This is a genomic window from Jeotgalibaca ciconiae (assembly GCF_003955755.1).
GTDB classification, from domain to species: Bacteria; Bacillota; Bacilli; order Lactobacillales; family Aerococcaceae; genus Jeotgalibaca; species Jeotgalibaca ciconiae.
Genome location: NZ_CP034465.1, coordinates 605,156 through 618,258, shown reverse-complemented (window position 1 = coordinate 618,258; position 13,103 = coordinate 605,156). Strand labels below are relative to the sequence as shown.

The following is a 13,103-nucleotide window of genomic DNA, read 5'->3' as shown; positions in this document are numbered from 1 at the left end:
AAACAGTGAATGTATCAGAAGAATTGTTAGCAGAAATCATCTCGATTCGTAAAGATATTCATCAATACCCAGAACTTTCTGGAGAAGAGTATCGAACGACGGAAGTCATCAAGTCATTTTTGAAAGAAAGAAGTATTCCCATTCTTCCATTGGATCTAGCAACAGGTGTAGTAGCGGAAATCGGGAAAGAAGGACCCGTTATTGCATTACGTGCAGATATTGATGCTTTACCAATTACAGAAAGTACACAATTATCTTATCAATCAAAAGTACAAGGAGTTATGCATGCGTGCGGGCATGATTTTCATACTGCATCACTTTTAGGAGCAGCTGCTATTTTGAAAGAACGAGAAGAGAAGCTGAAAGGACGTATTCGCTTAATCTTTCAGCCGGCAGAGGAACAAAATCTTGGGGCCAGACAAGTGATTGAAGCAGGAGCTTTAGAAGGTGTAGAACAAATCATTGGCTACCATAATAAACCGGATTTACCAATAGGAACGATAGGACTCAAGTCTGGACATTTGATGGCGGCAGTTGACCAATTTGAAGTGATTATCACAGGCGTTGGTACGCATGCAGCTGCCCCGCATAATGGGAATGATCCTTTAGTAACCGCAAGTCAAATTGTGACAAGCTTACAAACTATTGTGAGTCGTCACGTTTCTCCCCTAGATACGGTGGTGGTCAGTGTTACAAAAATTGATGGTGGAAACACATGGAATGTCATTCCAGAATCAGTTGTTTTAAAAGGAACGATTCGAACATTTAAAGAAGATATTCAACAAAAAACGAAACAGCTTTTTGAACAAATTGTAACCGCCTATGCTGGAGCAGTAAACCAAAAAAGTGAGATTATTTGGATACCGAGCCCTCCTTCTGTCCATAATGATTTAATATTAACCGAACAAGTAAAAGAAGCAGTTTCGATTTTTGCAGATATTGTCGAGCCTGAAGTAACGCTTGGAGGAGAAGACTTTGCTTTTTATCAACAGGAAATACCTGGAATCTTTGCTTTTATCGGGACAGGTGCCCCCTATGAATGGCATCATCCCAATTTTTTAGTTCAAGATGAGGCGTTGGTATACGCAATTCAATATTATCTCTATTCTGCAACACATATCATTAATCATCTGAAAGCAACTTCTAAAAAAAGACTTACAGAAGAGGCTCTCCATTGACAATCTCAAATACTATGCTAAGATAAATCTAATCAAATTCTAATGTCGAGGTGAACAAGATGGCAAATGAACTTATTTCTATAAATGAATATGCAGTTGCTGCTAACATGATGTGTATGTGCCATCATGTTCTTTGGCGAGTCATTAGATAAGTGTACTGTATACAAATCTAACTTAGCCAAGGGACTCGATAATTTATTTATCGGGTCTTTTTGTTTGTTAGAACCGAAGAGGGTGGAATAATGAATATTCAACAATGTCGATATGTCGTAACGATTGCTAAAGCTGGGAGTTTTAGTGAAGCAGCAAAACAATTATTTGTGACACAACCAAGTTTATCCAGTGCTATTAAAGATTTAGAAATTGAATTAGGTGTTCGTATATTTTTACGCTCGAAATCAGGGGTTCGATTGACAGAAGAAGGCAGTGATTTTCTCGTTTATGCCAATCGTATTTTGGATCAAGTGAACTTATTAGAAAAACGCTATCGAACGAATTTCAAGAAGGATTTTACGATTACAACACAACGGTATGATTTTTTATCTCAGCCTTTTTTAGAAGTAATCGAACAATTTAAAGATGACTATCAGAATTTTCACTTAGTAGAAACAACTACTCAAAAAAATCTAGAGAGTGTCCGAGACTTCAAAAGTGAATTAGGCATTCTTTATATAGATGAAGGGAATCGCCGTGTATTAGAACGTTATTTTCAACAAGAAGGATTACAGTTCGAGCCATTAGGAGATTTTCAAACACAAATTTTTTTACGACAAGATCATCCACTTGCAACAAAAAATGAAATCACACGCCAAGATTTATGGGATTATCCACAAGTTCGATTCAGTCAAGAAGAACAAAGCGCACCTGATTTTAATGAAGACCCGATTGAAGCTTACGAATCACAACCGGTCATTTATACCAATGATCGAGGAACGCTTATGAATTTGCTGTGTGAATCAGATGCTTACGCTTCTGGTTTGGGGATTGTAGATGGATTCATCAATCAACACATCGTTTTGAAACCGTTAGTGGACGCAACTACTCACACCCTGGGAATTGTCACGAATTCAAAACGTGCACTTACACCCATAGCAAAGCTGTTTATGGAAAAAGTAAAAGTGACTTTATTGAGAAGAGAGTGTGTCATCATAAAATAGAAAGAGTCACTAAAATTGAATTTACTAACAAGAGAGAGGAGCTAAATACAGCTTCTCTCTTCTTAATTAAAGAGTTTTGAAATAAGTACATTTTTAAAGGAAAGAATACTATCTATTTATTCTTTTTTTTGCTAATATAGTTACCTGAGGTAATTATGTTAGGTAATTTGTTTGAAAGGAGATTGAAATGAATAGTAAACTGTCGGATGACTATATTCATGCTTGCATGAGCGCAAAACGTACGACACAATTTTTACCTGAACCGCCCGCTGAATTACAAAAAAGACATGTGCATATCATTAAAATTTGCCATGATTTATCACTCAAACTAGATGAAGTAAGAGTGAGCGATGTTGCTGTAGCAATCAATGTGACACTCCCAAGTATTACAAGAAATATAACTACTTTGGAAAAAAATGGGTATTTACGAAAAGAAGAAAACAGCAAAGATAAGCGAGTAGTAAATATTGTATTAACTGATAAAGGACTGGCTTTATACAAAAAAGATGTCCATGACTTCCATAAAAGAAATACTGAGCTGCTGGCAGAAATTCCCGAAGAGGATATTCAAATCACAATAAAAACAATCCACAAAATTTATCATTTGATGGAACAAGAATATATATAGAGTAAGAAGGAGAGAATGCAATACATGTATAAAACAATCGTGAAATCATTACGGCAATATAAGAAGCCGTCTTATTTAACCATGCTTTTTATGGCATTGGAAGTTTCAACGGAAATATTTATTCCTTTTCTAATGGCAAAAGTTTTAGATAAAGGATTATTAACAGGTGATATCCAATACGTATTAAAAATAGGTTCTTTAATGTTTGTCATTGCCTGTCTATCAATGCTGTTTGGTGTTTTGGGAGGAAAGTATTCATCAGATTCAGCAGTTGGTTTTTCCACCAACCTACGCCAAGACATCTACAAGAATATTCAAACTTTTGCATTCGATAACATTGATAAGTATTCATCCTCGAGTCTGATTACTCGTTTAACCACGGATATCTCTAACATCCAAATGGCCTTTCAAATGATTTTAAAAACCATAATACGAGCGCCTTTTATGATTGTTTTTGCCTTTATAATGGCGGGTTATACGAACTTTAAACTAGCGTTAAATATCTTGTTAGTAGTACCTATTTTAGGAATCGTACTAATAGGGCTCGTTTATAAAGTCCATCCTTATTTTATTAAAGTTTTTAAAAAGTATGATCGCTTGAATAGAACAGTACAAGAGAATATCAACGGAGTCCGAGTAGTAAAATCATTTGTTCGGGAAGAAAAAGAGATTGAAAGATTCAAAGATTCATCGGAAGATATCAAACGTCTTTTTATGAAAGCAGAAAAAATTATTGCCTTAAATTCACCTGTTATGCAGATTGCTATTTATTCTACTTTACTATTGGTGTACTGGTTCGGTGCAAGATATGTGGTGGGCGGAAGTATGACTACTGGTGAGTTGACGAGCTTCATTACTTATATGATGCAAATTCTAAATAGCTTAATGATGATTTCCATGATTTTTGTCATGATTGTTATTTCAGAAGCATCGGTAGAGAGAGTTGCGGAGGTTCTTACAGAGAAGGCATCTCTTACAAATCCGGAAAATGCTGTGACAACGATTGAAAATGGCGATATTGAATTTAGAAATGTTCAATTCAAATACAATCTACTCTCTGAGGAAGCTGATTTGGATAACATTAATTTAACAATTCGTTCCGGTGAAACAATCGGAATCATCGGTGGAACGGGCAGCGGGAAGAGTACGCTGATTCAATTGATTCCAAGATTGTATGATACAACTGAAGGTGAAGTGTATGTTTCGGGACGTAATGTAAAAGAATACGATCTCGTTACTTTACGGGATCAAATTGCAATGGTTCTGCAAAAAAATGTGCTGTTTTCGGGTACCATTAGTGAAAATTTACGATGGGGTGACCAAACAGCATCTGATGAAGAAATAAAGCGCGTTGCTGAGTTAGCGCAAGCAGATAGTTTTGTTGAAGCATTTCCAGATGGTTATGAAACGCAACTGGATCAAGGAGGAACGAACGTATCTGGCGGCCAAAAACAAAGATTAACGATTGCCAGAGCATTGTTGAAGAAACCAAGGATTTTAATTTTAGACGATTCAACAAGTGCAGTTGATACAAAAACCGATGCGTATATCCGACGTTCATTCTCGCAAGAGATTCCAAATACAACAAAAATTATTGTTGCGCAGCGTATTTCTTCCATTCAAGATTCAGATCGAATTATTGTATTAAATGAAGGGAAAATTGATGGAATTGGAACGCATGAAGAATTGTTAGGAAATAATGCGATTTATAAAGAAGTATATGAATCTCAAGTAAAAGGAGGGACAATCATTGAAGAATAAACCGATGAGTAAAGCAACCGTAAGTCCCTTGAAAATATTAAAAAGAATCCTTTCTTATGCAACAAAAGAATACAAGTTACGTCTAATCGTTGTTGTTGTCAGTATTTTAATCAGTGCAGGAACAAATGCAATTGGAATCAGTTTTACAAAAGTATTGATTGATGATTATATTGCTCCGTTAGTTTTACAAGAAAATCCTGATTTTTCTAACTTAGCTCGTGTAATTGGGTTGATGGCAGGATTGTATTTAACCGGAGCACTGTTCACCTATGTTTATAATCGTTCCATGGTTACAGTAGCGCAAGGCATATTGAAAGATATTCGTGACGAAATGTTTGAACATATGGAAACTTTACCGATACGCTATTTTGATAGCAATGCTACCGGAGATATCATGAGTCACTATACCAATGATATCGATACATTGAGACAGATGATCAGTCAGTCTGTTCCGCAGACTTTCTCTTCCTTTATTATGATTCTATCTATTGTAATTGCGATGTTTATTATTAATGTTCCAATGACTCTATTTGTTTTAGTGATGGTTGGATTGATGGTCTATGTGATTCGTTTCTTAGGAAGCAGGAGTGGTCGCTACTTCTCTATTCAACAATCTGCATTGGGAGCTTTAAATGGATATGTAGAGGAAATGATTGAAGGACAAAAGGTTGTTAAAGTATTTAATCATGAAGATGAAGCAATTGCTGATTTTGATAAGTTGAATGAGGATTTAAGGGAGAATGCAACAAAAGCAAATACTTATGCAAATATATTAATGCCAATTATGGGGAATATCGGAAACTTTACTTATCTATTAACAGCAGTAGTGGGTTCAATTTTTTCTATTACAGGCGTTACGGCATTGACAATTGGTAGTATTGCTTCTTTCGTACAGTTCACCAAGAGTATCACGATGCCCGTTTCTCAGATTTCGCAACAATTTAATGCGATCGTTCTTTCGCTGGCAGGAGCACAACGGATTTTCCAACTATTGGATGAAGAACCAGAAGAAGACACGGGAACGATTGAATTGGTGAATATAAAGAAAAATCTTGATGGTGAAATTGAAGAAGTAAGTGAACGGACAGGACATTGGGCTTGGAAAAAGACTTCGGACAGTGCTATTAACTATATAGAACTGACTGGAGATGTTCGCTTTAAAGATGTGACATTTGGTTATAATGAGAACAAAACAGTTCTCCATAGCATTAGCTTGTTTGCTAAACCAGGGCAAAAAATCGCCTTCGTTGGAGCAACAGGCGCTGGAAAAACAACCATCACGAACTTGATTAATCGTTTTTATGATATTCAACAAGGAATGATTACTTATGATGGGCTTGATATCAAGGATATCAAAAAAGATGATTTAAGAAAATCACTTGGGATTGTCTTACAAGATACGCATTTGTTTTCAGGAACAATTAAAGAAAATATTCGATACGGAAGATTGGATGCAACGGATGAAGAAGTTGAAGCAGCGGCAAAATTAGCAAATGCAGACTTTTTTATCAAGCAATTACCACACGGCTATGATACAGAATTGACCGGAGATGGCGGGTCGCTATCACAAGGACAACGCCAATTGTTAGCAATTGCCAGAGCAGCTGTCGCAAATCCTCCTGTATTGATTCTGGATGAAGCTACTTCAAGTATCGATACAAGAACAGAGGCAATTGTTCAACGCGGGATGGATGCATTGATGGAAGGACGAACGGTATTCGTTATTGCTCACCGACTGTCCACCATCCGAAATTCAGATGCAATCATGGTAATGGAACAAGGTAGAATTATTGAAAGAGGAAATCATGATGAACTGATTGATCAAAAAGGAGAGTACTATCAATTATATACCGGTGCGTTTGAAATGAGTTAAATAGAAAAAAGGAAGAGCTGGGATTAATCTCAGCTTCTTTCTGTCTTTCTATGAAATTAGTCTTTTTTCGAAAACTAAACTTAAAAAAGTAAAATTTGAACCGATTACTATAGTATGCGGTATGTTTTACTATCTAAAGATACAAAACAATTTATTGAATGCTGCTAAAAGAATCTCCTTCATCCGAAGGCTTTATAGAAAGGAAAATATACTATTTTGAGTTCAAATGCGATAAAAGAAAAGATAGATGATTTGTATTTTGTTTTTCAACCTATCATCCAAGCTGTATCTTCACTAGAACAAGATGTATGTTCTTATGAAGTCTTATTACGATCAAAAGAAAATTCTTCCTTTCCTTTTGAACTATTTATGACGTTAATAGCAGATGAGGATAGTAATGAATTGCTATTAGAACAATACACTGAGATGGTATATGATTATATGGAAAGAATACCAAATGCTGACTTATCACTCAATCTACATCCTCAACAACTAACTTATGAGTCCACTTGGGAGTTTTTAAAATCGATTCAAATGTATAGTGACCGGATCACGATTGAATTTACCGAGTTTCCACCAGAGGATTATACTAGAAGAGTTTTTTCAACAAGACAGTGGATGAACCAAATCAATGAAATGGGTTTTACAATTGCATTGGATGATGTAGATTGTGGTCTGAATAGTATGCAATTTGTCATGGAACATATTGATGTCCTCTCTAGTATAAAGTTTTCAATCCTGCCTTTTCGAAAGATGAATAGAAGTACATTGCTTCATTTTCTGAAGGGATGGATAGAAATAGCCAGGCACCATCAAGTCAAGCTGGTAGTTGAAGCAGTAGAAGATGCAGAACTAGCTGCTAAGTTACACGAGATGGGCGTTATTTTTCAACAGGGCTATTTTTGGGGGAGAGGAAGAAGGCTGTAAAAAATATTAGTTGCTGCTATGCAAGGCAGCACTGGAAAATAAGTTTTTGAACGGGAGTTTGTTATGTTCGCTAATATCATTGCTAATATCGCTGTTATCATGATTCCAATATATCTCTATTATCGTATAAATAGCGGAGTGTCGGATAAAGAATTTTTTACTAGAAAAGAATTTTTTCTGTTTATACTAGTAGAGACGATTCTCGGCATCGCGCTATTAGAATTATCGATCTTTTTTATGGGAGCATATCTTGATTTTCGACCTTTGCTTTTTAGTATCTCCATGATATACCTAGGCTGGAAGATTACCATTCCAAGCATGCTGCTAGTTGAAATTGTTTATCTCTATTTTACGATGGACAAAAATCCTCTGATAGGAGTACTTGGCTGCCTTTTTCTTGCTCTATCGATGTGCGCAATCAAAAAGATAGCTGAAAAGAAATTCCAATCATATGGTCAATTAATAGCTTTAGTTACCTTTAATTTAATAATCACAGCTATAAGTAGCTACTTCTTTCTACAAAATTTGGATCAAACATTCTTATTTTATCTTATCATCTCCATTTTTGGTTATGCGATGATAACTGCTTTATATTTTATGATGGATGATTTACGGATTTTGCGTGAAAGAACAGATTATGATTATCTAACACATTTGTTAAATGTACGAAAATTTAAGGAACGGCTAAATAAATTGGAAAACAATCGTCAAACGGATATGAGCGTAGCTGTATTGGATATTGATTGGTTTAAATCATACAACGATCGGTACGGACACGATGCTGGCGATAAAATCCTATGGGGGATTGCCCAAGTTTTTTCTGCTTATTCGACAAATAATACAACTATATATCGTATTGGTGGAGAAGAATTTGCGATTATTATAACAGGTCTATCCCTGAAAGAAGCAGAATTAGCTGTTGCGGATATAATGGACAACGTTGTCAATCGGCCGATTCCAATCAATCGGCACCATACCATTTCTGTTACCCTTTCAGTGGGATTGGCCTATGCACGGGAGGACGAGAGTTTTCATAAAGTATGGAAACGAGCTGATAGTGCCATGTATAAAGCGAAGAATAATGGACGCGATCAGTTGTATGTCAGCGATAGAAATAATGATAAATATGTGAACCCCGATGATATCATGTCAACGCAGGAAATTAACTCCTAATGGCAGTTGGTTATCTATAATCAGCAATAAATATTTTTAAAGGATACTTTCATTTTGTGAAGGTATCTTTTTTTATTTACAAAATGAAAAGAAGTGTCTTTTATTATAAAAAAGTTATAAAAACTTTAAATAATTTTAGTGTAAGGTGAGTAATAAAAACACAAATAAACAAATGTTAATAAAATATGTCCTATTTTATCTTGTTATTTCTTTAGCAAGCGCTTTATTGTAATTAAATAAGACAATATTTTTTCAAACCGATGTTTCCAGCAATATACGTGAAACAAAAGTCATTGACAGTTTGCCGGTGTGATAATATAATTATATTTGACGTTTTTAATAAAATTGAATCAATAAAAAGAAATGGAATTATCAAATTATAAGTAAATATTATTCTTCAAGAAGGAAGAAAACGATGAAATATAATTATGGAAAATCTCCTATAACTATTACCAAAGATGAGTCAGGAATGACATTGGTCGAAGTACTGGCTTCTATTGTTTTAATCTCATTGATTGTAACCACATTCCTATCCTTTTTTATTCAAGCATCAAAGACAAATAATCAAACGAAGGATGTTAATTTTGCAACTTTTATTGCACAGGCTGAACTAGAAGAGCTCAATCAATATACAAAAATTGAAGACATTGATCTGGATGAAAACGGCGAAATTGTAAAAACAAGTCCAGAGAACGACTTTACAATTAGAGTAAAGATAACGAAATTACCAGATATTAATCTTTACAACGCATTTGTAACTGTAAGGAAGGGAGAGAAAACCTATGCGCAGATGGAAACCTATCTCACGCTTGAGAAGCAAGATGCTGGAGATTGATTTAGTCGAGGAAGAAGGGATGACACTCGTTGAATTGTTGGCTAGTTTGACCCTCTTATCAGTAGTCATCTTACTTGTAGGATCGATTCATATCTTCGGTCAGAAGCAGTATGTCAAGCAAGCTTCTGAAGCAAGTCAGGCCAATGAGTTATCAGCAGGTTTATCTTCAATGTCTAGGGAATTACGCGGGCTATCAGCTGATAAAGTAGCAATTGAAGAAGGGGCAATTTATGTAGATGGCACAATCCTTTTTGAATTAGTCGGTAATCAAATTATTTCAAAAGGAACAGCAATCATTGCGGAGAACATCGAACGTTTTGGCTGCGAAAAATCTGAAGATGGTTCCTCAATTGAATTGACACTCATGGGTGAAAATCTAGAAGAATATGTGACCATGATTTACTTTAGAGGTGAGTAAGGTGAAACGAAAAAGCACAGTTGTATCTGGCGAAGAAGGCAGTGGATTAGTTTTGACCTTAATGGTTCTATTGGTGCTATCGGTTTTGGGAGCATCGATTGGCGTTCTGACGTTGGGAAGCTTCCGCTTGAGCGATATCAACCGAGATGATACTTCTGCTTATTATATTGCCGAGGCTGGTGCGAAGAGAGCGTATGAAGATGTTTATGTCCAAGTGTTAGCTGAGTATCACAATGCTCAGACAGAAAACTCTTTTTATAACAATGTAAATTCTGTTATATCTTCCATAGATGGAGAAGTATACCAAGATTTTGAAACACAATTTGGTGATTCTCCTGAAGTTGCTATAGAAATAAAAGCTGGCGCGAATCCACAAGAATATATCATTCAGTCGACCGGAATAATAAATCGGAAAAAAAGGGTAGTAGAGAAAAAAATGACTGTAAAGTGGTTTGATAAAGATAGCGGGGGCAGTTTGCCTGAACTTCCTAAAAATGCATCCTTATTGGCAGATAAAAAAATTAATTTGCTAAATGGTACTTTAATAGGGAACGCCTATATCAGTTCTAAGGATAAGAATTCAGTAAAGTTGGCAGGAGGACAAGGAGGAAATCAAGCGACTATTTTTTACCCAAAAGGAGTCAGCTATGAAGATATGTTAGATGCTTCTGAAATATACGCCCCTACTCAAGCATTTACACAGATGGACGTAACGATTCCATGGACAGATTATAGAAGTATTTTAGCAGCAACAGTAGAAGCTAAGATACCCATTATTGAAGAAAAGTTAGATGATGAAGTTAGAAGTATTGATGATTGGAATAGCTATAATATTGTGAAAGATGGAAGTATTTATTTAAATAGTTATATTGCTGATGAGTATAACTTAGTTTTAAGGTCAGATATCTACGTTCCTAAAATTGATATTGATTCAGGTAAAACTCTAAAGATAAATCCTAATGGTGGTAATTATATAATTCTTGTTGATGATTTGTCAGTTCTTTCAGGGAATTTAGATATTGTGGGAGAAGGCAGTGTGATGATTATAGTGACAAATTCAATTCAGTTTAACCAAGCATCTTTCATTAATCAGTCTGGAAGAATTGATCAACTATTACTTAAATATACTGGAGATTCACCTAATTTCAGTGACATCACCTCCATAAGAGGAAATATTGTATCGGTAAATAATAATGCGAATATTACTATAACGAATTCAAGTATTAACGGAGTTTTTTTAACGGATAACCCGACTGTCAGTTATACAGGTGGAAATAAAGGAAGGTCCTCAAATATGGTAATGATAGCACCGAATTCTGATGTCATATTAGAATCAGGATACAATATCGACGGAACGATTATTGCCAACAGAGTTACTTTGAATGGGGGAGGCCAATTGAGATACAAAGAAATTGACACATCTAGCTTTACTTCTGGGTCGTCAAATGGTGGCGTTGAAGTATCTCCCGAAGATATAATAAGTTCAGAACCAATTGTAGAAGCAAAGTAAAAAGGGGTGAGGATATGGCAGCTTTCGAAAAGAAAAAATTAGGGGATTTGTTGAAAGAAGCGGGACTCGTAACGGAAAGCCAAATCATGGAAGTCCTTCAACAAAAAAAGAAAGAACAAAAGTTAGGAGATGCTTTGGTTGAACAAGGCTATATAACAGAGAAGCAGCTCCTGGATGTACTGGAGATTCAGCTGAAATTAGAAAGCGTCTCGCTCTATCAATACCCAATAGATGTTTCATTAACGGATTTGGTAACGAAAGATTTTGCAAGATCGAAGTTATTGATTCCGATTAGAAAAGAACAAACACGTTTAGTAGTAGCGATGAATGACCCGCTGGATTTTTATGCAATTGAAGAATTAGAGTTTTCTACTGGTTACATTGTCCGCCCGGTAATTGCAACAAGAGATGACTTATTGCAGACCATCAACCGCTTGTACGACTCTGAAGAAGTTTCAATTGAATATGTTGAAGGTGAAGATGCTCCGGCCGTAAAAGTCTTTAATCAGTTGTTGGAGACAGGTGTGTCCTTGAGAGCTTCTGATATTCACTTAGACCAAGCTGAACATCACGTTATGGTGCGCTACCGTATCGATGGCTTGCTGAAAAGTGAACGTCCTTTACCAAAATTATTGATGAATTCTTTAGTGGCGCGTATCAAGATTATGGCTGGTTTGAATGTTACAGAGACAAGATTACCACAGGATGGGCGGATTAATACCAATGTTTTAGGAAAAAAAGTAAACCTGCGTATTTCAACATTACCAACCGTATATGGTGAAAAAATCGTTATTCGTATTTTAGATATGTCAAATGTTTTTAAAAAAGTGGATGATATCGGGCTGGAAGAGAATATTCTAGCCGATTACAAGTCATTGATTAAACAACCATCGGGATTGATTTTACTGACTGGTCCAACTGGTTCAGGAAAAACATCTACTTTGTATGGATCAATCAACGAATTGAACCATTCTGACAGCAATATCATCACTATTGAGGATCCGGTTGAATATCAGTTAGAAGGAATCAACCAGGTTCAAGTTAATAGTCAAATTGGGCTAACTTTTGCAGCTGGATTAAGATCGATCTTACGTCAGGACCCTAACATTATTATGGTGGGGGAAATCCGAGATAAGGAAACGGCAGAAAATAGTGTTCGTGCCGCTTTGACCGGCCACCTGGTTTTTAGTACTTTGCATACCAACAGCGCAATCGAAGCAGTTCCGCGTTTGCTGGATATGGGTATAGAGTCTTACCTCATTGTTTCTGCTTTAAGTGGTGTCGTGGCGCAACGTCTAGTAAAAACGATTTGTAAGGACTGTGAGTATACACGACCGGCAACGCTTGTGGAGAAAGAAATATTTGAAAGACGAAATCAAACAATCGAAGAGCTGACAGTTGGAAAAGGCTGTGACGCTTGCCGGCATACGGGATACCGTGGTCGGATGGCCATTCATGAGTTAATTGTTATGACAGAAGAAATGAAACAGCTGATGATGAACCGCGCTTCTATTCAAGAACTTAAGAAGTATATTCGAGATAAAGGAACACGATTTTTAATTGATGATGGTTTGATCAAAGTAAAGGCTGGAAAGACGACTCTTGAAGAAGTTCTGCGGGTTGCATCAACTGATGAGTAGAGG

General features: G+C 36.1%; 11 protein-coding genes. All 11 read left to right on the top strand.

Annotated elements, in window-relative coordinates; genetic code table 11:
* The first annotated feature begins 5 nt into the window (after positions 1 to 5).
* The 11 genes from EJN90_RS02800 to EJN90_RS02750 all read left to right on the top strand — a co-directional run bounded on the left by EJN90_RS02800 (position 6) and on the right by EJN90_RS02750 (position 13,100).
* The gene (locus tag EJN90_RS02800) at positions 6 to 1,178 is read left to right on the top strand and encodes an amidohydrolase (protein ID WP_126108775.1); all 1,173 of its coding nucleotides are present in this window, start codon (positions 6 to 8) and stop codon (positions 1,176 to 1,178) included.
* A 242-nt stretch (positions 1,179 to 1,420) separates the two neighbouring features.
* A complete protein-coding gene (locus tag EJN90_RS02795) occupies positions 1,421 to 2,335 on the top strand; it encodes a LysR family transcriptional regulator (RefSeq protein WP_126108774.1) in 915 nt (304 codons plus the stop codon).
* 187 nt (positions 2,336 to 2,522) lie between these two features.
* Positions 2,523 to 2,963 (top strand): MarR family winged helix-turn-helix transcriptional regulator, encoded by a 441-nt coding sequence (locus tag EJN90_RS02790; RefSeq protein ID WP_126108773.1) that lies wholly within the window; start codon positions 2,523 to 2,525, stop codon positions 2,961 to 2,963.
* A gap of 24 nt (positions 2,964 to 2,987) precedes the next feature.
* Positions 2,988 to 4,724 (top strand): ABC transporter ATP-binding protein, encoded by a 1,737-nt coding sequence (locus EJN90_RS02785; protein WP_126108772.1) that lies wholly within the window; start codon positions 2,988 to 2,990, stop codon positions 4,722 to 4,724.
* A 4-nt stretch (positions 4,725 to 4,728) separates the two neighbouring features.
* Positions 4,729 to 6,597, top strand: coding sequence for an ABC transporter ATP-binding protein (locus tag EJN90_RS02780; RefSeq protein ID WP_126112227.1), 1,869 nt, complete (start codon positions 4,729 to 4,731; stop codon positions 6,595 to 6,597).
* 216 nt (positions 6,598 to 6,813) lie between these two features.
* Positions 6,814 to 7,524 (top strand): EAL domain-containing protein, encoded by a 711-nt coding sequence (locus EJN90_RS02775; RefSeq protein ID WP_164543987.1) that lies wholly within the window; start codon positions 6,814 to 6,816, stop codon positions 7,522 to 7,524.
* 63 nt (positions 7,525 to 7,587) lie between these two features.
* Positions 7,588 to 8,697: a GGDEF domain-containing protein gene (locus EJN90_RS02770; RefSeq protein ID WP_126108770.1), complete on the top strand. Its 1,110-nt coding sequence runs from the start codon at positions 7,588 to 7,590 to the stop codon at positions 8,695 to 8,697.
* A 415-nt stretch (positions 8,698 to 9,112) separates the two neighbouring features.
* Entirely contained in the window at positions 9,113 to 9,532 is a 420-nt protein-coding gene (locus tag EJN90_RS02765; RefSeq protein WP_126108769.1) for a type IV pilus modification PilV family protein, read from the top strand.
* Positions 9,480 to 9,950, top strand: a complete 471-nt coding sequence (locus tag EJN90_RS02760; RefSeq protein ID WP_164543986.1) for a PilW family protein — start codon at positions 9,480 to 9,482, stop codon at positions 9,948 to 9,950. Before EJN90_RS02765 ends, EJN90_RS02760 begins: the two co-directional genes overlap by 53 nt.
* Before the next feature lies 1 nt (position 9,951).
* Positions 9,952 to 11,460 (top strand): PilX N-terminal domain-containing pilus assembly protein, encoded by a 1,509-nt coding sequence (locus EJN90_RS02755; protein WP_126108767.1) that lies wholly within the window; start codon positions 9,952 to 9,954, stop codon positions 11,458 to 11,460.
* 14 nt (positions 11,461 to 11,474) lie between these two features.
* On the top strand, positions 11,475 to 13,100 hold the full coding sequence (locus EJN90_RS02750; protein ID WP_126108766.1) for a GspE/PulE family protein: 1,626 nt from the start codon (positions 11,475 to 11,477) through the stop codon (positions 13,098 to 13,100).
* The last annotated feature ends 3 nt before the right edge of the window (positions 13,101 to 13,103 follow it).